The 25357-nt window shown below is 45.4% G+C and carries 17 protein-coding genes; 6 read left to right on the plus strand and 11 right to left on the minus strand.

The window, feature by feature from the left end:
* Positions 1 to 3 precede the first annotated feature (3 nt).
* The 4 genes from thiH to ABIE26_RS08615 all read left to right on the plus strand — a co-directional run bounded on the left by thiH (position 4) and on the right by ABIE26_RS08615 (position 3438).
* A complete protein-coding gene (gene thiH, locus ABIE26_RS08600) occupies positions 4 to 1113 on the plus strand; it encodes a 2-iminoacetate synthase ThiH (RefSeq protein ID WP_310137916.1) in 1110 nt (369 codons plus the stop codon).
* Complete coding sequence (locus tag ABIE26_RS08605) at positions 1110 to 2150, plus strand: HesA/MoeB/ThiF family protein (protein WP_310137914.1); 1041 nt, start codon at positions 1110 to 1112, stop codon at positions 2148 to 2150. The genes thiH and ABIE26_RS08605 overlap by 4 nt, the downstream gene beginning before the upstream one ends.
* 123 nt (positions 2151 to 2273) lie before the next feature.
* Positions 2274 to 2660 carry a hypothetical protein gene (locus ABIE26_RS08610; protein WP_310137912.1) on the plus strand — a complete coding sequence of 129 codons (387 nt, stop codon included), beginning with the start codon at positions 2274 to 2276 and terminating at the stop codon, positions 2658 to 2660.
* Complete coding sequence (locus ABIE26_RS08615) at positions 2590 to 3438, plus strand: CvfB family protein (RefSeq protein ID WP_310137910.1); 849 nt, start codon at positions 2590 to 2592, stop codon at positions 3436 to 3438. Before ABIE26_RS08610 ends, ABIE26_RS08615 begins: the two co-directional genes overlap by 71 nt.
* A 284-nt stretch (positions 3439 to 3722) precedes the next feature.
* On the opposite strand, the gene ABIE26_RS08620 is transcribed toward ABIE26_RS08615, so the two are convergent.
* The 11 genes from ABIE26_RS08620 to ABIE26_RS08670 all read right to left on the minus strand — a co-directional run bounded on the left by ABIE26_RS08620 (position 3723) and on the right by ABIE26_RS08670 (position 22482).
* Entirely contained in the window at positions 3723 to 5423 is a 1701-nt protein-coding gene (locus ABIE26_RS08620; RefSeq protein WP_310137907.1) for a GMC family oxidoreductase, read from the minus strand.
* Between the two features lie 26 nt (positions 5424 to 5449).
* The gene (locus ABIE26_RS08625) at positions 5450 to 6034 is read right to left on the minus strand and encodes a gluconate 2-dehydrogenase subunit 3 family protein (protein WP_310137904.1); all 585 of its coding nucleotides are present in this window, start codon (positions 6032 to 6034) and stop codon (positions 5450 to 5452) included.
* A 145-nt stretch (positions 6035 to 6179) separates the two neighbouring features.
* On the minus strand, positions 6180 to 8048 hold the full coding sequence (locus ABIE26_RS08630; protein ID WP_310137901.1) for a RagB/SusD family nutrient uptake outer membrane protein: 1869 nt from the start codon (positions 8046 to 8048) through the stop codon (positions 6180 to 6182).
* A 4-nt stretch (positions 8049 to 8052) separates the two neighbouring features.
* The gene (locus tag ABIE26_RS08635) at positions 8053 to 11439 is read right to left on the minus strand and encodes a SusC/RagA family TonB-linked outer membrane protein (RefSeq protein ID WP_310137899.1); all 3387 of its coding nucleotides are present in this window, start codon (positions 11437 to 11439) and stop codon (positions 8053 to 8055) included.
* 203 nt (positions 11440 to 11642) lie between these two features.
* A complete protein-coding gene (locus ABIE26_RS08640) occupies positions 11643 to 12554 on the minus strand; it encodes a FecR family protein (RefSeq protein WP_310137896.1) in 912 nt (303 codons plus the stop codon).
* A gap of 60 nt (positions 12555 to 12614) precedes the next feature.
* Positions 12615 to 13193, minus strand: coding sequence for an RNA polymerase sigma-70 factor (locus ABIE26_RS08645; protein ID WP_310137894.1), 579 nt, complete (start codon positions 13191 to 13193; stop codon positions 12615 to 12617).
* 161 nt (positions 13194 to 13354) lie between these two features.
* Complete coding sequence (locus ABIE26_RS08650) at positions 13355 to 15964, minus strand: BamA/TamA family outer membrane protein (RefSeq protein WP_310137892.1); 2610 nt, start codon at positions 15962 to 15964, stop codon at positions 13355 to 13357.
* A gap of 28 nt (positions 15965 to 15992) precedes the next feature.
* Positions 15993 to 18350, minus strand: coding sequence for a GAF domain-containing protein (locus ABIE26_RS08655; protein WP_310137889.1), 2358 nt, complete (start codon positions 18348 to 18350; stop codon positions 15993 to 15995).
* A gap of 81 nt (positions 18351 to 18431) precedes the next feature.
* Positions 18432 to 19316: an SdiA-regulated domain-containing protein gene (locus ABIE26_RS08660; RefSeq protein ID WP_310137885.1), complete on the minus strand. Its 885-nt coding sequence runs from the start codon at positions 19314 to 19316 to the stop codon at positions 18432 to 18434.
* Between the two features lie 12 nt (positions 19317 to 19328).
* Positions 19329 to 21293: a polyphosphate kinase 1 gene (gene ppk1, locus ABIE26_RS08665; protein WP_310137882.1), complete on the minus strand. Its 1965-nt coding sequence runs from the start codon at positions 21291 to 21293 to the stop codon at positions 19329 to 19331.
* A gap of 7 nt (positions 21294 to 21300) precedes the next feature.
* Complete coding sequence (locus tag ABIE26_RS08670) at positions 21301 to 22482, minus strand: Pycsar system effector family protein (protein ID WP_310137880.1); 1182 nt, start codon at positions 22480 to 22482, stop codon at positions 21301 to 21303.
* A gap of 221 nt (positions 22483 to 22703) precedes the next feature.
* Here ABIE26_RS08670 and ABIE26_RS08675 point away from each other — a divergent pair, with 221 nt between their 5' ends.
* Both ABIE26_RS08675 and ccoS read left to right on the plus strand, forming a co-directional pair.
* Positions 22704 to 25106: a heavy metal translocating P-type ATPase gene (locus ABIE26_RS08675; protein WP_310137878.1), complete on the plus strand. Its 2403-nt coding sequence runs from the start codon at positions 22704 to 22706 to the stop codon at positions 25104 to 25106.
* Positions 25103 to 25288, plus strand: a complete 186-nt coding sequence (gene ccoS / locus ABIE26_RS08680) for a cbb3-type cytochrome oxidase assembly protein CcoS (RefSeq protein ID WP_310137875.1) — start codon at positions 25103 to 25105, stop codon at positions 25286 to 25288. Before ABIE26_RS08675 ends, ccoS begins: the two co-directional genes overlap by 4 nt.
* The last annotated feature ends 69 nt before the right edge of the window (positions 25289 to 25357 follow it).

Consider the following 25357-nt stretch of genomic DNA (forward strand, 5'->3'; position numbering starts at 1 on the left):
TTTATGGGCAGTTTTAATGACATTTTTGAAAGCTACAGCTGGGAAAATACCAGCCGGAGCATTTATGCCAAAACCAGTACCGATGTAGAAAGGGCTTTATCGGCATCAAAAAGAACACTGGAGGATTTTAAAGCACTCATCTCCCCTGCCGCCGCTCCCTACCTGGAGCAGATGGCACAGCTGAGTCAGCAACTGACCCTGAAACGCTTTGGCAAAGTGGTACAAATGTATGTACCGCTTTACCTTTCTAATGAATGCAACAACATCTGCACCTATTGCGGCTTTAGCTACGACAACAAAGTGAAGCGCAAAACCCTCTCTGCCATAGAGATCATGCAGGAAGTAGCTGTCCTAAAGGAAATGGGCTTCGACCACGTGTTGCTGGTTACAGGCGAGGCCAATCAGTCTGTACATACCGATTATTTTAAAATGGTGCTGGAACTGATCCGCCCCCATTTTGCGCATATCTCTATGGAAGTGCAGCCACTGGACCTGTCCGACTATGAGGCCTTAAGGCCCTATGGCTTAAATACCGTGCTGGTGTACCAGGAGACCTATCACGAGGAAGATTACAAAAAACACCACCCAAAAGGCAAAAAATCAAACTTTAAGTACCGGCTGGAAACACCCGACAGGCTGGGCCAGGCGGGTATCCATAAAATGGGGCTGGGCGTGCTGATCGGATTGGAGGACTGGCGCACGGATTCGTTTTTTACGGCCGTGCACCTGGATTACCTGGAAAAAATTTACTGGCAGAGCAAATACAGCATTTCTTTTCCGCGGTTAAGGCCTTTTAGTGGTGGACTCGAACCAAAAGTGGTCATGAACGACCGGGAGCTGGTACAGCTGATCTGTGCCTACAGGCTTTTTAATGAGGAAGTGGAACTTTCCATCTCTACCAGGGAATCGCAGGTTTTCAGGAACAACATCATTAAACTGGGCATAACTGCAATGAGTGCCGGTTCCAGGACCAATCCGGGTGGCTATGCAGTAGAACCACAATCGCTGGAACAGTTTGAAATATCGGATGAACGCAGCGCAGCTGAAATTGCGGAAATGATTGACAAACAAGGTTACGAGGCCGTGTGGAAGGATTGGGACAGGGTGATATGAAAAGATACGACAGACAGATCATGTTGCCGGAAATGGGTCTTGCCGGTCAGCAGAAACTGCTGAAAGCATCGGTACTGGTTGTTGGTGCAGGCGGATTGGGTTGCCCCGTATTGCTTTACCTTGCAGCTGCAGGTGTTGGCCGTATAGGGATTACAGATGGTGATGTGGTAGAAGAAAGCAACCTGCAGCGGCAGGTCATCTACCAGATGAGAGATATAGGACTACCCAAGGCCGAAGTTACTGCCTCGCGGCTGCGCATGCTGAACCCGGAGCTGGAAATCGTGTCCTATCCTTTCCGGCTAACCGCAGAAAATGCAGCTGAGCTGATTGGCCGGTACGACCTGGTGATCGACGGCTCGGATAACTTCCCTACCCGATACCTGGTAAACGACACCTGTGTATTGCTGAATAAAACACTGGTATTTGGTTCTGTTTTTCAGTTTGAAGGTCAGGTAACCGTTTTTAATTATCAGGGAAGTGCCGATTACCGTTCCCTGTACCCCGAACCTCCACTAGCCGATGAAGTACCAAATTGCGGAGAAAGCGGTGTAATTGGCACTTTGCCAGGGATCATCGGCAGCATGATGGCCAATGAGGCCATTAAAGTCATCTGCGGTTTTGGAGAGGTACTGGCCGGAAAACTGCTGACTTACAATGCGCTCAATAATGAAAGCCTGTTGTTCAGTTTCAGTAAAAGCACTAAAAAGCCTGCTGAAGAACCTGCAGGTACACAGCCACAGAAAAACAAACCCACTCCTTCATCATCCCTTAGCCTGGATGAACTGCAGCAAATGGACGAAAGGGATATCAGTTATCTGCTGATTGATGTACGTGAAGTTTATGAATATGAAGAACACAATATCGGAGGAATGAATATTCCGCTTTATGATTTAAGCCAACACATTCCGGAGCTCCTGCCTTATCACACTCTTGTTTTTTGCTGTTCCGCGGGTACCCGAAGCAGGATTGCGCTAAATTTGCTCAAGGATAGCTTTCGGGGAAACCTGTATACCCTCGTTGTTCCGCAGGCACAATAACGGTATTCCAAACGCTATTTTATTGTATCTAAAAAATATTTTAAATAAAAGATATATTTTTTTAACCAGCGAATATCTGTTTCTGTATAGACTTGTAATTATTCATCAATAAACCAATTCTTTATGAAAACAAATGTTCAAAAAACGGAAGAAACACTTAAAAAGTACAGGATCGAGGAATGTATTGATAATTTGAAACGAAAAGAGTACAAAGTCATACTCAAATCGATACCTGGCATCATTGGCAAAGGCATGACCACTTTTTACAATTACCGTGACCTCCGTATCACCGACCGGGAGGATATTCCTTATAAGATTGCCCGAAAGCTGGAAATTCTGTTCGGACTGGAAGCAGGTGAACTGGAAAATGTAAAAACCGTAGGCAAACACTACACCCAAATTTTGGAGGAACATAGAAATCAAATGCTACCTTTGCAAAATGATAGCAATAGGACAATACAACGATCTCCGGATTATAAGAAAAACAGAAGAAGGCCTCGTATTAACTGAAGGAGAAAAAGAGATCCTTCTGCCTTATGTTGATGTACCTAAAAATGCTGAGATTGGCGACAACCTGAACCTTTTTGTATTTATGCAAAAAGATGGCAGGCTGCAGGCCACCTCTAAAAGGCCACTGGCCTGCGTAGGAGATTTTGCCTGTCTGACCGTAGTTGATGAAACTGAAGATGGGGGTGTATTTATGGATATTGGCATTGGTAAAGATATATATGTACCTAAACGGGAGCAGAAACGTCCTATGTTCAGGGGTGACAAGCATGTGGTTTATGTATTTCTGGATGAGAGTAACGACCGCATGCTCGCTTCTTCAAAGCTGATCAATTATGTAGAGGAAGAAGAAATTGACCTGGAAGAAGGTGATGAAGTAAGCCTGTTGATTGCCGACCGCTCCGACCTGGGCTACAATGCCATTATCGACAATAAATACATAGGCCTGTTGTATACCAATGAGCTTTTTGATGAGCTGAACCCTGGTGAAACACGTAAAGGTTGGGTTAAAAAGATACGTGTTGAAGGTAAAATAGATCTGAGCCTGCAGCCCATGGGTTATGGTCATATCCTGGAAACCAAGGACGTGATCCTGGAAGACCTGAAATACAGTGGGGGTGTAATTGCCCTTGGTGATAAAAGCTCACCTGAAGCCATATATCAGTATTTTAAAATCAGCAAGAGCGCATTTAAGAAAGCCATAGGCGGCTTGTATAAAGATCGTTTGATCATTGTTTCTGATCATGAGATCAGGCTGAATATTGACGAAGAAGCCGAGTAATAGGAAAAATAAACCATTCTATTCATTGTCTGGCATCTGCCTTCCAGGTTTTTTGGAAAAGCTGGAAAACAGCGCCTAGGCCAATTCATAGAAGGTATAATTATTACAGTTCTTGTTTATATAACGCATTTGGTATGCATCATGCTGAGAAAGTAAAATGCGTGCTGTGAAGAGGCATAGGATTCATTTTTTTCTTCTGTTAAAGAAGAAAAAATTTATTCCAGCCTCAGAACAGCAGCGCTTTTTACTTTCTTAAACTCTTTAAACAACCAGTCTTTAAAAAACTAGATATTACCTTTCTTCAATTCCTTAACCGCATAATCAGATGCACGGGCTGTTAATGCCATGAAAGTTAAAGATGGGTTCTGACAAGCGATGGACGGCATACAGGAGCCATCCGTAACGAATACATTTTTCACTTCATGCATCTGGTTCCATTTGTTGAGCACCGATGTTTTAGGATCATTACCCATTCTGGCGGTACCCATTTCATGGATGGCCATTCCCGGATAACAACCGTTATCGTAAGTTTTGATGTTTTTCATCCCTGCGGCTTCCAGCATCTCAGCAGCATCATTCATCATATCGATACGCATCTTTTTCTCGTTTTCCTTATACTCGCAATCGATAGCCAAAACGGGCTGACCCCATTTGTCTTTCTTGGTCTTGTCGATATATACCCTGTTTTCGTAATAAGGGAGCATTTCGCCGAAACCACCAAGTCCCATTGTCCAGGCACCTGGTCTGCTCATTTTTTCTTTGAAGTCGGCCCCGATCGCCAGCTCAGCGATATCACTTTGCCAGTTTTTGCGGCTTGCTCCGCCCTGGTAACCAAACCCACGCAGGTAATCACGTTTATCGGTTCCCACATTGCGGTAACGTGGCACATAAATTCCATTTGCCCTGCGGCCGAAAGTGTATTTATCCTCAAAGCCCGGTGCTTCGCCAGAGGCCCCGCAGCGGAAGTGGTGATCCATCAGGTTATGTCCGAGTTGTCCGCTTCCATTGCCTAATCCGTTAGGATGTGCTTCGGAAGTGGAATTCAGAAGAATAAACGTTGAACCGAGTGTAGAACCGTTGACAAAAACAATTTTGGCATAAAACTCCATTGTTTTGTTGGTTTCGGCATCAATCACCATTACCCCTTTGGCCTTTTTCGTATTCTTATCGTAAATGATGTGGTTCACGATGGAGTACGGCCTTAAGGTTAACCTTCCGGTAGCTTCGGCCGCAGGCAAGGTAGAAGACTGTGTGCTGAAGTAAGCTCCAAAAGGGCAACCGCGGCTACATAAATTCCGGTACTGGCAATTGCCGCGGCCTTTATGCGGAACTGTTAAATTGGCCACACGCCCGATGGTCATGATGCGTGTTCTTTTATAGTGTTCTTCTATCCTCTTTTTAACAGATTTTTCTACGCAGTTCAGGTCCATCGGTGGCAGGAATTGTCCGTCTGGCAATAAGGGCCAGTTTTCTGCCTGTCCGCTGATCCCGGCAAAACGCTCTGCATAGTCGTACCATGGGGCTAAATCCTTATAACGGATCGGCCAGTCGTTGCCATGACCGTCTTTGGCATTGTCTTCAAAGTTATGATCGCTGAACCGGTAACTCTGCCGTCCCCACATCAGGGATTTACCGCCAACATGAAAACCGCGGTACCAGTCAAAGCGCTTGTCTTCCGTATAAGGGCATTCCAGGTCATTTACCCACCATTTCTGGTTGTACTCCGAATAAGGATAATCTCTCTTCTGAACGGGATGAGTACGTTTCATTTCTTCGGTTAAACGCCCGGCATGCTGGAACTCCCATGGATCTTTCATGGCAGTATCATAGTCTTTCACATGCTCCACGTTCATTCCACGTTCCAGCATCAGCACCCTCAGCCCTTTTTCTGTCAGTTCTTTTGCAGCCCAGCCGCCACTAATCCCCGATCCTATAACTATAGCATCGTATGTATTTTCTTTCTTTAAATCGGTATTTATATTCATGATTGCGGATTCCTTATTTTAAAACATTAACTGGCCCATGATTTTTGTCCGGGTTTGAGCGCTGTAGCACCGTCGTAACGGCCAGGGATGGCCAGGTATTCGCGTGCCTGGGTGCAACCGATCTCGGAAGCAAAATAGCCCAGAACGGTCAGATCCCTTGCAATCACGAAAAAGTAAGGTACATTCTTTTTGGCGGCCCTGTCGGCTTTCTGTTGCGCAATAGTTTCCAGACGTAATTTGTTGACCAGTTGTTCCCTTTCCTGGCTGGAAAGGGATAGGAAATCTTTGTTAAAATCTTTTAATGCCGTGGCTTCCATAGCTTTCAGACCTTCGGCAAATGCCTGCTGCGTTTTTGCCGGAAAACAATCTGTTACCATCATCGGTATAAAACTGCCTAAGCCAGCGGCTTTGGCACCGGGTATATCTTTAGTTGTCGGGATGATGATCTCTGCGAGTTCTGCCAGGACCTGCTCCTGCCCTGCCGAGAATGAGACTGTGTTCTTCTCATTTTCCGGAAGGGTAAAACTTTCAAATAAAACACCAAAGGTTGTTGCAGATATTGCCGTACCCAACCAGACAGCGGTATTTTTAAGCGCTTCTCTTCTGTTCATTTGGTAATTGGTTGATTTGTGTATTTGGTTAATTTGTGTTTAAAATCAAGCCTTGAAAATAGCAGATAATTACAGCAATTCAAAGTAGTTATTGTAACTTTTACAATAAGGTCCTGAGCAGCAAAAAAAACGCTCTCCGATGATGTTACCAGCCATAATTCTGAACTAAATTAGGATCCTTATCTATTTCGGTTTGCGGGACAGGCATAAGGTAATGTTTGTCCACGAAAGTACGGGTCTGGATTACGGTTGGCTTATAAAATACCGCTACACCCGCAGCTTCGGAAGTCACATTCAGTCCGGTTGCTGCAAGTTCTGCGGCAGCAGGACGTGCATTCAGACCGTGGACTTCTCCGTTGTCTACCGTCTTAGCGATCAACCATCGGCGCACATCCCAGAATCTGTGACTTTCAAAAGCCAGCTCGATGCGGCGTTCGTTCTGTATGCGCCTGCGCATGCCATCTTTGGTATTGTCGGCCGACAGTATAGGCAAGGCCGGCATAGACACACGGTTCCTGACCAGGTTGATGTACTGGTATACGCTGGCATCAGGCACATCCATGTATTCGTTCATCGCCTCTGCATAATTGAGGTAGATCTCCGCAAGGCGGAAAATCGGGAAGTTTCTTTTGCCGGTACCGGTATTTGCATTCCGGTCTACCTCTGGCGAGATCCATTTACGCACATTATAACCCCATGGATTGGTACCTGCCTTACTGGTTGCCCAGCCATCCGTCTGCCCGTTTCCTGCGCCCCACCAGGCCAGCTTCACCGGTCGTTTCATGGCGTCAAAACGCCATACGGCATATTGAAAAAAGATGCTGGCATAAAAACGCGGATCGCGGTCTTTATACATATTGGAGATATTGCTTACATTCTGGTTCTTGATGCCATCCCAAAGTTGTCCGCTCCAGGTCCCTGTAGTTGCATATTGCGATCCCGGTTCGTTGATGGGATATCCATTTTTCATCTCATAAGCATCTACCATTTCCTGCAGGGGAGTAAACTTACCGTTACCTTTAAAAGGCGGGCCATTGGGTACCAGCTGTCCATCTATAGTTGTGGCATTGGCCATGATACGGCAAAAAATGGCTTCCGTATAATCCCTGGTATAAAACTGGGCGGCGTAGTTTTGAACCGGGTTATTGGGAAAAGGGCTATACAGGTTATAGATTCCGAGGTCCATTACCGCCTTTGCGGCATCGGCTGCTTTTTTCCATTTCTCCTTATCGTATACCGGGTTAAACAAAGATTTGCCATCATGGTTTTTGATGCCGCTGTACATGGGGTTGCCGTTAAAAAGCGGACTGGCTGCATACAGCAATGTACGTGCCTTTAAAGCCAGCGCAGCCCCTTTGGTTACCCTGCCCATCTGTGCATCCTCCTGCGTTAATGGAAGTGTATTTAAAATTTCGTCGCATTCGGAAGTGATAAAACCGACTACTTCATCAACCGAATTCCTGGAAACCTGTGTTTCTTCCAGGTTACCCGGATCAACATTAATGGCTTTTGTTAACAGCGGGACTGCTCCGTAACGTTTAAACAATTCAAAAAAGAACTGCGCACGGATAAACCTGGCTTCAGCCTTGTAACGGGGTACCCAAAGCGCATAATAATCTGCCCTGTTCAAAGGGATAGGTACACCTTCGATCTTTTCAATAAAGATATTGGCGCGCCGGATGTCCTGATATTTTCCGCCCCAGTTGCCCATAGGATTGTCATTCTCGCTCCAGCTGCCCAGGTTATACTTATAAGCGGTAACCCCTCCTGCGGCATCATACCAATGGTGGAAAGATTCGTCTGTATAGGCGGTATAATCAGAGGTAATCTCATTGGGTAAAGCGTTGTACAGGCGCGCCAGAGCCTGTTCTGCCAGGTTGATATTGCCGTACACATCATCTCCTGTGGTGTATTCAGAAGGGACTACATCGAGGTATTTTTTACAGGAACTTCCTGCGACGAGCATTCCCAGTAAAAGGAGGGCATAAGTATATTTTATGTTGATCTTGTTCATTTTATTACATTGCTATATTTAAACCAAAATTGATGACGCGCTGCTGTGGGTAATTGCCAAAACCGTCAGGAAGTTCAGGATCAAAAACTTTGAGCTTGTCCCAGGTATAAAGGTTTGTTCCGTTGGCGAATACCCTTATATTGTTCAACCTTATTTTTGTGAGCAGTGACTTCGGCAGTGTATAACCGACCTCGACATTTTTGAGACGCAGGTAATCGGAAGATTTAAGCCAGAAGGTAGAATTCCGGTTGTTGTTGGCATTGTCGGCCGAAGTTAAACGCGGGTACCTTGCATTGGGATCAGGATTTAGCGGACTGTACCGACCGGTCATGTAATCGGCCAGCACTGCGGTATTGTCGGAAAAAGCCCAGGCAGATACACCATTCAACCATCTTTTACCGCCTATTGCCCCCTGAAACAATACGTTCAGGTCGAACTGTCCGCAAGTATAGCTTGCCGTAAAGCTAAGGATAGATTTAGTCGCTGTAGGTGCACCAAGGTAGCCTTCATCCTGCGAATTGATAACACCGTCGCCGTTACGGTCGAGGTATTTGATATCCCCTGGCTGTACTTTGCCAAACTGCTGCACGGCACTGTTGTCAATATCAGCCTGATCTTTGAACAGGCCTAGTGCTGTTAAACCATAAGCTTCAAAGATCTGGGTGCCTTTTTTCCCTTTATAGGCCAGTTTATAATTCGGTTCGGCGGCATAATCAATGTTATTGGTCGAATAAGAATAAGCACCCCGCAGCATCAGGTTATGGTTACCTATCTTTTTGCGCCAGGTCAATTCTGTCTCAAAGCCTTTATTGCTTACCCGGCCGGCATTGATGGCCGGTAGGCTCTGTACACCAATTACTTCCGGAATGATCAGGGCCGTAGTCAGGATCTGACTGCGTTTTTCCTGAAACACATCCCCGGTAAATACCAGGGAGCTGTTGAACAACTCCAGATCCAAACCGATATTCGTTTTACGCGCCCTTTCCCAGGTCAGGAATTCGTTTCCCGTGGCACTTTCCTGTGCGCCGCTATAGCCATTGCCATCGCTGGCCGCACCAAACTTATAGCCATTGGTATTCCCGATCTGCCAGGTACTTAAATAAGCAAAACGTCCTACACTATTGTCAACTCCTACCGTACCTATCGATCCGCGGAGCTTAACCAGACTAAATGTTTTGGAATTTTTAAGGAAGGCCTCATTTGAAATGATCCAGCTGGCAGATACCGCCGGAAAGAAGCCCATGCGATGTCCTTTTTTAAAGTTTTCAGAACCATTGTAGCCTGCATCGAATTCCAGCACATATTTACGGTCGTACGAATAATTGACGCGTCCGACCAGACCAAGCTGCTTATAAGGCAATGCCGCAATGGCATCGGCACCATTGGTAAAGCTTTGTGACTGGTTGTAACGGATCATTCCGGTAAAGGCATGTTTTTCGTTAAAAACGCGATCGTAGTTCAGATAGGCCTCGTAAGTAGATTTGCGGCTTCCGTTTGCATTTACCGTAAAACCCAGCAAACCGTCGCCGGTTGTAATTTCGGTGTATTGCCCTTTTGTGAGGTCCATTTGCTGATCATCGGCCATGCTGAACTTATAAGTAGAATAATTCCTTTGCCGCGTAATGTTGCGGTAGCTCTGTGCATCGAATGCAAAACGTGTCCTGAAACTTAAGCCCGGGGTCACAAAAGGCATATCTAGTTTAAAACCTGCTATTGCGCTCAGTGTGTTTTCAAACATCCTGGCGTAGCCGTACTGGGTTAATCTGCCGTAAGGACTTGGAGGCGAGTCTTTTTGTCCCGGTATAGAACCATCAGGATTGGTGAGGGGGTAAAGGTAAGGTGGCGTATTGCGCAGTTGCGGCCAGAAGTCGCTGGCACTTTCATTCGGATAGTTCCTATCGCGCACCACATCCGATAAGTTCAGTTCCATGCTCAGGTGTTTGGTGATGTCGACATCAATATTACTTCTGAAATTGTATTTGTTCATGGTGGCATTGATGTTATAATCGTTCAGATTTTCATATTTATAGAGGCCATCCTGGTTCAGGTACGACATGGAAACAAAATACCTGGCAGAGCCTGATCCACCACTTACATTCAGATTGGTCTGGTTCATGAGGGAATTCTTTTTCAGAAGTTCCTTATGCCAGTCTACGTTTGGATAAAGGTATTCATAGGCAGGCATACTGCGATCGCGGAACTTATTCAGGTACTCATCCGTATATAAATTGGCGTTTAGTCCGTCGTTGTTCAGCGCTTCGCGAAACAGAGTCAGGGCATCAAAAGAATCCAGGTATTCAGGCAAACGTACAGGCGATTGGCTGGAAAGCTGTGAAGTGAGTGAGATGACAGGCTTTCCGATCTTACCACGTTTGGTGGTAACCAGTACTACCCCATTTGCGCCCTTCATGCCGTATACTGCTGTTGCCCCGGCGTCTTTTAAAATACTAACTGATTCCACTTCATTGGCATCGATGCGGTCGATGGCGTTTTCAATACCGTCGACCAGGATCAGCGGACTGCGTCCCTGGTAAGTGCCAAAGCCACGGATATATAAAGTAGAGCCATCGGTTCCGGGCTCGCCGCTGTTTTGTATAGTTACCAGTCCGGGTAAACGGCCAGCCAGACTGTTGGTTAAGCTGGCGGTTGGCGTCCGGAGCAGGTCTTTGGTGGTAACGGCTGCGATGGAACCGGTAACATTGGTCTTTTTCTGGGTTCCGTAGGCTACAACTACGACCTCACTGAGATCGGATTTGACTTCTTTTAATATTACATTTAAGGTGGCACCGTTTATTTTCGCTTCCCTGCTTACGTAACCGACATAACTAAAAATGAGGGTATGGGCATCGTCGGGCACCTGCAACTGGTATTTACCGTTGATATCGGTAACCGTTCCGAGGTCCTTATGTCCGGCCACGCGGATCGATACACCCGGCAGGGTCATACCGGCTGTATCCAGCACAGTCCCTCTGATGATCCGGTCTGGTTTCTTTTCCGGAACTGCCTGCCTGGACTTCTGCGGCTGTTTTTTAAGAATGATGGTATTCCCTACAATGCTGTAATTGATCTGGTTGGGAAAAAGGATCTGTTCCAGCACTTTGCCAAGTTTTTCTTTTTTGAAGCTGGTATTCACAAATGCCATGGGGTTGATCACTTCCGCCTGATATGCCAATTTTACATTGGCCGTCCTGGAAATCTGCTCTATGGCATCCTGAAGCCTGACCTTGTCGAGTACAACAGTGACCGGAATGTTTAAGATTTTTTGTCCGTAAGAACGGTTTGCATTTGCAATAGAAAAGAAGCTGCAAATGATTAAAAAAACAGCAGAACTGTATTTCATAAATAGTAAAACATGGTAAAGTACTCTACGTTCATATAGAGATTTTTTCATAAATTAGTAGAATTAATGGTAAGAAATTATACCTTATTTGCCCTATGATTTCGAAGTCCAGGCAAATTTGGCATCTGGCTTATTTTTAATTACTCCCTGTCCTGTTCATTCAGACAGGGTTTATTTTTGAGGCACCTTTTATGTCATATTTTGATGTTTAAATACGGTAAGTAATCGTTTATTTATCTGGTTATGTGTGTTCATCATTTGCAGCCGTTGCCTTTAAGCAGGTAACCTCCGGGTGTACTGACCACCCGGGCATTGAGCACCTGGGAAAGCACAACCATCACCTTATTTATGGATTCGTTGTTAAGATCTACAGAAATCCTGCAATCTTTAAATGCGGCGTCGGTAGCTATGCTGACGTCATATTTTCTTTCGATGGCGGCAAGTACCTCAGTCAACGCTGTCCCCTTAAAGATCAGCTTTCCTTCGCGCCAGGCGATCAATGTGGCAGCATCAACGGTCTTAACCTTCATGGATCGGCCGCTTCGGTTATAGACCATCTGCAGGTTTGGCGTCAGAAAAACTGGCTTAGCACCAGCATCGGTGACCCCTACCTTACCGGTAAGTACAGAAACTCTGATATTTTCCTGTTTTTTATAAGCATTGATATTAAAGGTGGTACCCAACACCGTAGTGGTAAGCTGGCCTGTGCGGATCAGAAAAGGTTGTGTTTTGCGGTGTGCCACCTCAAAATAAGCTTCTCCGGCCAGGCTGACCGTCCGGGTTTTGCCTGTAAACTTGCTGGGATAAGTAAGCGTACTACCGGAATTGAGCCATATTGTCGTTCCATCGGCCAGGACCAGGTTAATGACCTTACCATTCGCGGCCGTGGCCGTCGCCATTTTTACCGATTCAACCGGAGCTTCCCTGTTCAGCTGCAGATAAGCAAACATTGAAATGCCAACAAAAAGCACCGCAGCTGCTGCGCCTTTCAGGAATCTCTTAAAGAAAAGCTTTTTCTTTTCAGCACGTTCTATTCCGGAACTGATGTTACTGTACAGGGTATCCTGATCAAATTCTGCACTTGTGGTATCCAGTATCCGGTCGTCCTGCTGCAATTCATCGTAATAGCGCCTGATCTGCTCTTCTGTATTTGGTCTTTTTTTCATATCGCTTCATGATGTACGATGCAGAAAAAGCGACCAACCCCTAAATGAATTTGATTTTTTTTACAAAAAGTCTGAAAATATAGAAACAAGAAAGATGAAATGGCCTATGGAAGCCTTTAACCTGTGAATGGCATTGGTAATGTGGTTCTCTACCGTTTTTACGGAAATCTGCATTCTATCGGCAATTTCCCTGTTGGAAAGCTGTTGCTTGCGGCTTAATATAAATACTTCCTGACATTTATCGGGCAGGGCTTTGATGGCATTTTCTATAGCGAGATTCAGTTCCTTTTCTCTCACCCGGGTGTCCGTGCTGTAATTGGAAGCCAGGAAATCAAGTGCTTCATTGTCGAGCAATACTTTTTTTGTACGCAGTTTCATCAAAACCCTGTTCCTTGTAGCCATAAACAGATAGGAACGTAAGGTCACAATTTTTAAGGTAGCCCGGTTTAACCACAAGTGAATAAAGAGCTCCTGTACAATATCTTCACATGTTGTCTTATCTCTCAATAAGTTGTAAGCAGAGGCATACAGCTTAGCAGCATATTTATGGTAAATATGCTTAAATGCACGCTGGTCGTCTGACTGGATCAGTTCCAGCAATTGTTCATCAGTCCAGATCGGGATCTCCTTACTGTGCATACAAAGGCAGTTTTATTTGGTTCATATCTGTAGGCTGGCAAGCACAGGTATTGCCGGCTGCAAGATATAAACTTACAAATTAAAAAATCAAATCCTAAAAGGAAGCTCGTTTTAAGACCGCGAAACTAGCCCGACAAGGTTATTTTAATATTAAATCAACGTTAAAAATTAAAGCCTACAGACAGGTACAGCATGCTGGTTTCTTTGGAGGCGCCTACACTGGCCTGCAGCAGGATCACTTCGCCGGGCATTACATAGAGTCCGCCACCATAGCCCTGGTGCCAGCGGCCCGACTGCTCTCCTTTTTCCCAAACACGGCCAACATCGGTAAAACCCAGCATCCCCACCGTACCCGGAACGAGATAGGAGGTAAAATTGAAGAGTTTGAGCCTCAGATCCAGGTTATTATAGAACATGGATGTTCCGGTAAAACGTTTGCTGTTAAAGCCCCTGAGGCTGTTTACACCCCCCAGCTGCATACGCTGAAAGAAAGTCGGATCACCAATGGTGGTACCGCCACCGGTTCTGTTGGCAATTACAAAACCTGATTTACCGGGATTAATGTAAAAGCGCAATTCGGAAGTAATGGCCCCATACTTATCACCTGTTTTATCCAGCCTGTGCTGGGCAATCAGGCTTGTTTTCCAGAATATTCCTTTTTTAGGTATCGCCACATTATCCCTGCTGTCGTAAACCAGGCCGGCAACAAAACCACCGTACCATTTGTCGCCAAATATATCCTGTTCAGGATTTGCCGCATTATATTCATTAAAAAACCTTTCCCTATTGCCAGAAGCTGTACTGGTGTAATAAGACAACAATACCCCGGCTTCCAATCTTAAATGCCTGGCCAGCTGCCGGCCCAGTTTAATATCGGCGTTGAGGTAATCGTAACGGTTGCGGTAGTAAGAAATGCCATCTTCACGCTCTTCACGCTCTCCATGGTCGTCCCCCTCCTCCTCATCAAAATCGTGATCTATATTTTCGGTGTTGTTACCCAGGCCGAAGAAATTGCTGAGGTTATTGGGACCGAGCAGATTGGCATGTATGGTCAGGTCATTATTGCCGATTGCTTTTTTAAAGTCAGACACATAATCGAGGATAAAAGACCTGCGGCCACTGTTATAATTGGCCCAGAACTCATGTTTACGTGCGTAGGGAGATTTCCTGAAGCCCTGCTTTTCGATCACATAACCCAAACCGATCTGTATGCCCTGGTCGATGTTATAGCCCCCGTTAAAAAGCACACCGGTGCGATCGTACAAAAAGCTGTTTTTATCGAAACGGTTCACCAGGGAATCATTGGAGAGCCTGAATTTTGCGGCAGAACGCGCCGGAAAGCGGTTGGCACTGTCGGGCCGGTCGTAAATAAAGGGTTTGTTTTTCACCTCTGCTGCTACCTGGTATTGGTTTGCGGCCGCACCACCTATCAGGCGGACACGGATTTTAGAAGAGGAAGCGCCTTCTACGGTAAAAGTATCTTCACCATCAATACCAAACAGCCGCAGCTCTTTGGTGATGTGCTGATCGAAAATTCTTTTGTAAACCAAACGCCCCTGTTTACCCTCTTTATTGATATTATGAATACTGATTTCCACATCTCCGTTGTCCAGGTTCTTTACTTTAAAGATTTCCTTTTTAGCGGATGCAGGTATATCTACATGAGTGGACAGGAAACGGTAATAATGTTGCGTAAGTGAGTCCAGCCTGTTCTTCCTGGAGGTAAAATTATGGATCAGCTCTGCTCCATCCAGCTTAAAAATGGTATCGGGCATTTGTTTGAATGCCTGAAGTATGAGCTCGTTGCTGAGCTTTTGCTGTACATAAACGGCTTCTTCCTTCCAATCCTTTTCGCTGAGTTCATTTAAAAAGTAACGGTCGAAATACCGCTCGTTGAAGCTCCAGTGGTCTACATCCCTGATGTTATCGCTGTAAGGCTGTAAATGGGTTTTTAACCATTGGTGGGTAAGCACCCATGGAAACACACCGGTGGTTTTGTAAAATACTTTGTCGCGGTCGCGCGGCACGGGAATATAGGTGGTTTCACCTTTGTCCTTTTCTGCTAGCCAGCGCCAGTTGTCTTCATGACGGTCCCAGTCGCCCAAAAGGAAATCGAGCATCCTTGCCCTTAATGTGAGCCTTTGATCGGCCCTGGTATCGTTGTTCTGCTGTATTTTACGCTGCGCTTTTTCTGTATTGTCGGTTTCTTTTTCAAAAGGGCTTCGCTCTTCGATCAGGTAAACCGCGTTGGCAAAGTCTTTCCGGTATTCCTTTAAGCCCGGATCATCCCCTACATACACAATTTCCGGTTTGGAATGCGGAATGCCGAGGGCTGTAGCCAAGGTTGGAACCACCAATGAGGCAAAGGGATGGTTGGTAGAAACCTGGTCCTGTGCAATGTCTTTGGCAATGGTGGCCCTTAGATTTTCGGCCATGCCCTGCTCGGGGTACTTTTGAACGGTGCGTAAGGCCCATTCCTTACCGGTAGGATCTACGAGCCGCAAGGAACGCGTTTGCATTCCTCCTCCAAGTTTAACAATACTTAACCCACCCTTTTCTTTTTGAAGATCTATGATGCGTAATTTTACCGGGGTAGCCCAGATCCTGCGGTAGCTTTCGCCGAGCCAGAAGCGGTGAAATGCACCTACACTGTTATACTCTGGCGCCACTGCTATGGTTATGGAATCTTTGGCTGGCGACAACTGCGCTTTGGCAGCTGAAAAGGTAGCAACGACAACCAGTGTAAATAGTAATACTTTTTTAAAGTGCATATTTATTGTTTTTACAGTATTACCGTAGCTATTGATATTTGACCCCTATCCTCAGGGCTTTCAGTCCCTCCACTCCCTGTAGTTCTTCCAGTTCAAGGTATTCCAGGTCATCGTTCAATAAGCGCCTGGCCTGCAGTTTTTTGATATATCCAATGTATTCTTTGGCTTCAGCGCTGTTAAAATAAACAATGGCTATTTTACCGGGCTGGGTAAGCCGTTCTGAGGTATCTTTGATCAGGGCTTTATCGATACGTTTCTTTACCATCTGGTAACGGATATTGTAGCTCCCCTCTACATCAAACCGCTGTTCATCGATCCTGAAACTGATATCGATCGGTTTCTCATAAACAAAGATCAGCTGTGTGGTTTCCAGCGGGGTTGAAAAGTATGGCCCGAGGTTATTGGTTGTACGGGCAATTTCGGCAAGCACACGCAGTTGTCTTAACCTGAAATCATGCAGAATACCAGAAGGAAAAGCGATGCCAGGGGCTATAGACTGACCAAGGTACATGTCGAATTCCACACCATCTGTCCTGAACTTTTCGAAATAACATGGATATATGCTTTGCAGTTCGGCATTGAACTCATCCAGATGCCTGGTTACCGCTACATTGATCATTTGCATGCTCTTTTCGTAGCGTTCCCTGTTTTCAAAGATTCTGCCTTTATCGCCCGTCAGCTTAAAATAACTGTCGACCACCCCGGCAACTTCCGGATAGGTTTCCTTCAGGTGCAGTAAGGTGGCAGGGATCTGCCGCTGCAGGTAATCTTCTGTCTTAAATATTTCCCGGTCTGAAAGTTCATCCAGGTGTTTGTAGTTCCACACCGCCGCCCCTTTCGGAATTTCATTTTCGGTACAGCCACTGGCCTGGTCCCTGATACCTCCCAATGTTTTTTCGAGGATTTCGAAATGTGCATAGAGGTCTCGCCTGATGGCGGCATTACGCTGTATACTGGAATTACGGATGTCCACAGCGCCATAAAATGGGTAAACATCTCTGAAGAATACCGGTTCAATTGGAAAGTTCCTGTCCCTTGCCCCAGATTGTATGTAATTGTAGGCGGCTTCATGGAAACGCCATTGGACGGAAGGCTGCAAGGCCGTAAACTTGTCCATAATGACATCCTGGATATCGTTGTTAAAATCGATGATAACCGTATGAAACAGCTGCGCAAGCAAAGGAAAAGCTGTTTCTATCTTACTGAGTGTATGCCCGCTAAACTGGCTGGAATCTTTGGTATACAATTCGAGGCAGCCTACCATCCTTGCATTGTAATAGAGAGGAAACAAAGCATAGGAGGTGATGCCTTCTGTTCCCAGCAGCTTTAACATCGGGTATTTAACCTGCTCCTCTGCAGTTATTTCAGGGAATATCAATGTCCGGGGCTGCCCGACATAATCTTCGATCAACCGGTTATAGTTCTGCTCGTCAAGCCCCTGTTCTTTGGCCAGCGTAATCAGGACGCTATTGAAACCTGAAAGTTCGTTGAGCTGAAGCTTATTGTTCAGTTTGATGTAAGGGATAAGCCCGAAATCAATCTGATCTGTTCCAACCAGCGTTTTGAGCGCTGTAGCAATCTCCGCTGTATGCATTCCCTGCTGCGACTCATTGTGATGTATAACCAGGTTTTTGACAGTTTCCAAAGCATACTCGCTGGTTACCTCTGTGAGGGTAACAATAGTGATCCCCTCAATCTTAAATATCTCAGGCGGAATGATTTTGGTAAGCATTTTTAAAGTATTCCGTTCGTCCTTGATGTAGTCTTTTACGTCCTTCAGGTTAAACTCTGGTAATTTAACCCTCGTGGTCACATCCAGAAAGCGGGTGTCCACATTTAAGCGGTAATATTTCAGCAAATGGGTCTCAGGGTCTACAACTGAATGGATCACCAGCTGATCACCCGTTAACGAGAAGTTGTAAAACTTCTCCATCACGATATTGTAGAATGCAGAAAGAAGCTTTTTCTCCATTTCCTTTTCGGATGGCAGGTCGATACCGGATTTCAGTCCACACCGGTCTTCATTCATAAAAACGTTGTAAAAAGCATTGGTCCCATAATGAAAACATGGGGAAACCGGTGTGCCCAGTGCCCAGTAGTGCTGTTTTTCTTCGTTAATGATGGGTGATAAAGCGGTATAGATCAGTTCAAAAAGCTGGCTGTAGTGCTTTGCATTTTCAGGCAGTATCGGATCTTTAAGCTCAGGATAAGCATTAAACTGTCCGAGTATGTATTTGTAAAAATTAACTTTTACCGTCTTCTCCTCTTCAGCCCTCTGCTCAACATATTCAATAAAAGGACGCAAAGAGAGTTTAATATCAGCACCAACAATATGTCGTCCTGATTGGGTTATACTCTTATTTAAATCTAGCGTTATTGCCTGCATTTATATGTTTTGTTAGGGAAGCCTGGCAGCTGCGTTTCAAATTTACTACCTGTTTCGGCATAATCAGTAAAAAGAAGGTAATTATTTCTTCTTAGCTGGTAAATATCTGAATTTTATAATGTTGCCATCGTTGATCTCATCTCCTTCATTAGAAATAAAGAGGTTCAGCTTGTTATCGAAAGCGATGCCCTCAGGTTGGTTAAAAGTGGTTGAACTGAGGCGATGTGCGGCAGTGATCTTCCAGTTGGCATCGGCCACCAGCAGGAGTTTATTTGCAGAAGACAGAATGTACCACTCTTTGGTTGCAGGGTTTTTAGCCAATGCCGAGGGACTTAAGCTGGCTTTTAGTTTAGGGTTTAATGCCTTGATCTGGTTCAGATCAACACTAAAAGTTACTGGGCCGGTAAGGCTGTCGGTAGCTGCATTATAATCAAAAACATAACCTGTAAGCTGTTTGGTCTTTTTGTCCTGCGGACAGCTTTTACATAAAACATAGAGTTTGCTGGTCTCAGGATCGGCATACATTCCTTCATATTCGCCTTTAGGCAGTAGTTTTTTCCTTTCCCTAACCTGATCAGATTCCTCTTTTACGGTTTCTGAAAAAGGGAATGAATAAATACTCCCATTGCTTTTCAGCACAAATACCCGCTCATGAAAAATAGCCAGGTCTTCGTAGTCGCCCTTCGGGGCAAATTTCATGTTGTGCTGCTTTTTAACATCCCAGCCCTGTCTGAACAATTTGCCATCTTCGTCCTGAATGCTGTAAACGGTATCGCTGTTGCCTTTGTAAAAAGCTATTCCGGATATTTCCAGCAAACTGGAGGGCATATTGAATTTATCGGGTTTGGTAAAGTCATATCCTTTGGGACTGGTATACTTCTTTCCTCCCGGGTATTTGCATGCACATGCCCCTAAAATGGACAGCAGCAGCACAACGTATAAAAAATTCCTGTAAAAAGGTTTCATAAGCAGTTCTGGTTAGCCTTGTTTGTCCTGCAAAAATAGGTAAATTGATTCCTGAACATTATCATTTAGCTGTAAGTTAATAATTTTGATCAGCAATTGCTGCAGTTCCTTATCATAAACAGGAAAACAAACCTCTATCCTGCTGTAAATGTTACGGTTCATCCAGTCGGCCGAGCCCATATATACTTCCTGGCTGCCGTTGTTTTCAAACAGGAATATCCGTCCATGTTCCAGGTACCGGTCTACGATTCTGGTAACTGAAATATTTTCACTGAGGCCGGTAACCCCGGGTATCAGGCAGCAGATGCCCCGAACGATCAGTTTAACCCTTACCCCAGCCTGCGAGGCCTCATAAAGTTTGGTGATCAGCGTGCGTTCTTCAAGGTTGTTTAGTTTTATGGTAATTGCTGCTTGCCTGCCATTACGGGCATGCTCAATTTCCCTTTCTATCAGTTCCAGAAACCTTTGCTGCAGGTTAAATTGTGCGACCAGGAGGTGCTCAAAATTAATCATGTCTTCGGCAGCAGGGGCCTTTTTGTTTTTACTCAGAAATCCAAACAGGGCTTCCAGTTCTTTCAGCATCGGCTGATGTGCAGTCAGCAAAATCTGATCGGTATAGAACCTGGCCGTAATTTCGTTCAGGTTTCCTGTAGCCATCAGTCCGAGGTATTTAACCTCCCCATCCATCCTTCTTTTTACCAGGGCAACCTTGGCATGTACCTTCAGGTCGATGCTGCTGTAAATGATCTTTACACCTGCAGCTTTCATCTGTTTGGCCCATTTGATGTTGTTTGCTTCATCAAACCTGGCCTTTAACTCGACCAGTGCCACTACCTTTTTACCGTTCCTTGCAGCAGTCATCAGCGCGCTTACAATCCTGGAATTACTGGCTACCCGGTAAAGTGTGGTATATATTTCTTCCGTATGGGTGTCGTTTGCAGCCTCATTAAAAAAGCGAAGTACCGGATCGTAGCGCTGATAGGGAACATTGACCAGAATATCTTTTTCGGGAATAAGCTCAAATAGCGTCTCCTTTTCAGTTATCTGAACAGCTGTGGATGCCGGCCATTTGGGATAGCTGAATTCATCCCCCTGCAACGGAAAATTGCCCAGATCTTTTAGATTGTGATAGGTTCCCCCTTCAACCATACTGGCCTTGTGCAGTTTCAAGGCATAAATGATGCGGTACAGGCTCCTTAAAGGAATACCCGGTTCGGCCAGAAAGCGCGTGGCAAAGCCAAAATCCCTGGCTTCCAACTGACGTTCCAGGGCCTCTGTAAGATCGGCCTCTGTTCCGTTTTCAATTTTCAGTTCCGCATCCCGGGTGATTTTGAGGTTAAATACCCCTTTGATCGTATCGGCAGGAAATAAATAGCCGATGTTGTGTTTGATGATGTCCTCAAGAAAAACAACGTACTGCTTATGCCCTTCTGTGACCGGGTACAACCTTGGCAGGGTTTCAGAAGGGATATTGATCAGTTCCAGGCGCTCCTTCCCGTCTTTGTCTTCCAGGATGACCAGCTGGTAAAGCTTATTGTTCTCCGCAAAAAAATCGGCAAGGTCGTTATCTATACAAACCGGGTAAATATAGGCCAGTACTTCTGTAAAAAAGACTGCTGCCACTTTTGCTGAAATACTGTCGGGAATAGGCTCGTTGTAGATCCAGTGAATGTGATGTTTTAAAAGCTCAGGAAGGATTTGTTCTTTAATGATGGCACCAAACTGCTGCTGCTGTTTATTGATCTCAGCTTTGGCCAGTTCGTAATTACTGCTTTCACCGGTGGTTTTCAGGTGTTCGTTCAGCGCCATTAAAACAGGGATCCTTACCCTGTAAAACTCGTCGAGATTGGATGAATAGATGGACAGGAATTTAATGCGTTCCAGCAGCGGCACCTTTGCTTTTTCAGCTTCCTGCAGCACACGTCCGTTAAAGCTCAGCCAGCTTAAGTCCCTGTTGTAAAAAACAGCTTTCTCCATAAAGTGATTACATGGTTACCCAGGCAGAAGCTGCAATAAAGGCCAGAACAGCGGCCACAATACCAAACATAAATACACTATAGGCAATCCTCAGCAAACGGTATTTACGTCCTAAAACCACACCCTGCGAATATACATCTTTAATTAAGCTACCGTAAAGAAAATCCCTGTCATCCATCATCTTAATCATACCATCCTGATAGTCTGAAAGGCTCATGCGGTAAAAATTTCCAAAGAAAAGCAGGTTCACCTTTTTCTGGCTGATATCGTCTGGAGTAAATACCCCTTCGGGGATGGAAGGCCTGGTAGCCAGGATAGAAAAGACCATGGTTACCACACAAATGATGAGCAGTAGTAAAGTAGGGATAATGAGGTGCGGGTTATCTTCCAGCTTACGCAGGAGCAAACTCAGGATTACCGACAGGATAATGGAATTGGTCGATATCATGATGTGCGCTTTGTTATCGGCCATATCGCTCAGGCGCTGGTGGTTGGTTGAGGAGATCCTGAACATGGTTTCTACACCACGCTCCGGCCTGTCGCTCTTTTTCTTTTTTTCTTCTTTTACAATTGCTGTTGTCTCCACGGTTTGTTCGGTTTTGAGCTTATGTTCCATTTCAGCCAGGTTCTGTGCTTTCCTCTCGTTGAGCAGGTTCTGACAAAAATCGGTATGGTAATGATGTGCTTTAAACAGAGCAATGGTCTTGATCCTCCACTCTGTTTTATCAATAGGCCGGTTACAAAACGCCCCGGCTTCTTTGCGCATCAGTTTGTTGCGTTCTTTAAAACTATCACTGCCCAGGTGGAACAGATCGGCGTCGCAAACGATCTGCTGCAGTAATCCATCTGGTTTCTGAGGCATCTTTGTGGCCATGATACAGCCATATACCTGGTCTACCACTTCCTTTTCCACCCCTTTCCCGGTTAAAAATTCTACGGCCATGGCCCCACCTTTGGTTTCGTGCTGCCTGCAATCGAACAAATAGCCCATGTCATGAAACCAACTTGCAGCCACCACAATAAAGAAATCCTGATCGGACAGCTGATAATGATTGGCAATTCTAACTGCGTTTTCAACTACCTGTTCGGTATGCTCCAGGTTGTGGTAAATGAAACGCTCATCGTTGTGGGCATGAAAAAGGCTGGCAACATGGGCACGAAGCTGATCTAATATTTCCCGGTACTGCATCTCTGATAATATTCTTTCATTAAACAAACTTTCATGTTTCCATGATCAATTCATTTTATAAATATGCAGGTTTTAATCTTTAAAATTTAAAATTCTTTAAAAGATATTCAAACGATGACATTCAGCATCTTTCAGGTGACCAACATCACTTCCTTTCCTGACAAGCGTCATATTATGATCCGGCCGCCGGGCCGACCTTTGCTTACAAATTGATCAGGATCATGTTTGAACAGAAGACCGTAGAAACAGAAACGCAGTGCTACCATTGCGGAGATGATTTGCCCGCAACACCTTATCAGCTCGACAACAGGAATTTTTGCTGCGCGGGATGCAAGGGTGTTTACCAGATCCTGTCGGTACACAACCTCTGCAACTACTATGCTTACAATGATGTGCCCGGACAAACGCAAAAGCAACAGAACAGCCATTTTGAATACCTGGGGGAGCCAAAAATTGTTGCCGGCCTGATTGATTATACCGACGATAAAATCACTTCCATTACCCTGTATATCCCTGCCATCCATTGCAGTTCCTGCATCTGGCTGCTGGAAAACCTTTACAAAATTAACCCTGCAATTGTACAATCGCGGATCGATTTCCTGAAGAAACAGGTAGCCATTACTTTTAAGAACCAGGAAACTACCTTAAAGTTGGTGGTGGAAACCCTCGCTGCGATTGGCTATGAACCACAGATCAGCTTACAGGACGTGGTCAAAAAGCAGATATCGGATTTTTCACAGCGAAAACTGGTTAGCAAAATAGCCGTTGCCGGTTTTTGTTTCGGCAATGTAATGCTGCTTAGCTTTCCGGAGTACTTTGGTTTATCTGACCTGGAATCCCGGTTTAAATTGTTTTTTGGCTGGTTGAATCTGGCCTTTGCCCTTCCGGTGGTATTTTACAGTGGCAGGGATTACTTTACATCTGCCTACCATAACCTGAAAAAGGGTGTATTAAACCTTGATTTTCCACTGGCTTTGGGCATTGCCGTAATGTTCATCCGATCCGTTGCAGAGATTGCAGGCCAAACCGGTGCAGGCTTTGTGGATACTTTATGCGGACTGGTGTTTTTCCTTCTGATTGGGAAGTGGATGCAGCAGCGTACCTATCATCACCTTTCTTTTGAAAGGGATTACCGTTCTTATTTTCCGGTAGCCGTAACGCTCATCAAAGCAGGAAAAGAAAAACCTGTTCCCCTGAACGAATTGTTGGTGGGCGACCGTATGCTCATCAGAAGCCATGAGATCATTCCGGCGGATGCCATTTTATTAAAAGGAATAGCGGAAATCGACTTCAGCTTTGTGACCGGCGAATCGGCACCAGTCAAAAAAATACTAGGAGAAGTGGTGTATGCAGGTGGCCGGCAACTTTCGGGTGCCATAGAACTGGAGGTGGTAAAACCGGTTTCACAAAGCTATCTTACCCAACTCTGGAACAACGAGTCCTTTTACACCCAAAAGGACCACATCAAAACTTTTAGTGCCACTGCCAGTAAATACTTCAGCGTTGTATTGCTGCTGATTGCCCTGGGCTCGGCCGCCTTCTGGATGCTGAGCGCAGGGGATACGACCAAAGCCGTTGCAGCCTTTACTGCAGTGCTGATCATCGCCTGCCCATGCGCCCTGGCCCTCAGCTCTCCCTTTACCCTTGCAGCAGTGCTGAGCATATTTGACAGGAACAGATTTTACCTGAAAAGCACAGAGGTTGTAGAGGAGCTGGCACGCATCAATACGTATGTGTTCGACAAAACGGGTACCATTACCAGTCCGGAGGCGTCGGGACTAAGCTTTGCCGGTCTGATTACCACACAGCAGCAGCAACTGCTGAGCGACCTGGCACGCAACTCCGGCCACCCTTTGAGCAGGGAACTGACGAAACACCTGAACCTGGATAAGGTTTATCCGGCCGATAATTATTCGGAAAAAATTGGAAGAGGGATCAGCGGAGAGATCAATGGAAATAAAGTGAAATTGGGAAGTTCCGCTTTTATTGGTCTGCCGCTGACGAACTCTTCTTTAAACAGCAATGTGCATGTGATGATCAACGACGAATACCTGGGTTATTTCACTTTCCCGCAGCAATGGCGGGAGGGTTTTAAAGAGCTGACCTTTAAACTGGGAAAACAGGCCGACCTGCACCTTTTATCGGGTGATGAGGACCACGACAAACAAAGCCTGGTACCTTTCTTCCCGAGAGCGCAGCAGATGCAGTTCAGGCAAAGCCCGCAAAATAAGCTGGACTACATCAAAACACTTCAGCTGAACGGGAAAAAGGTCATGATGCTGGGTGATGGCTTGAATGATGCGGGAGCATTAAGACAAAGCAATGTGGGGGTAGCAGTAACCAACAATATCAATAACTTCTCCCCCGATTGTGATGCGATACTGGATGGTGCTGCTTTCCACATGCTGCCCCAATTTGTTCAGCAGGCAAAAGACGCCGTTAAAATTATCCACATCAGCTTTGCCATTTCCCTTAGCTATAACCTGCTGGGTTTATATTTTGCTGTACAGGGCCTGCTTTCACCTTTGTTTGCAGCCATACTGATGCCCATTAGCACCGTAACCATCATTTTGTTTACCAGTATAGCCGCAAGGCTGTATGCACGCAAAAACAAGCTGTTATGAACATGATCTATTTTTTAATAGGCTGCAGTATTTTACTGGCGCTTATTTTCCTTGCAGCCTTTTTCTGGGCCAGCAAAACAGGACAGCACGACGACACCTATACCCCTGGTGTACGCATTCTTTTTGACGATGAAATAAGAGAGGAAAGCTCCCCGGAAAAAAGTGACCAGGATCACTTTTAACCACAATGTCCATCATTCCCGGAGCAGCTGTACCGGGCTAATTTTACAGCTATAAACTATTCATTATTT

This window comes from Pedobacter africanus (assembly GCF_040548825.1).
Classification (GTDB): domain Bacteria; phylum Bacteroidota; class Bacteroidia; order Sphingobacteriales; family Sphingobacteriaceae; genus Pedobacter; species Pedobacter africanus_A.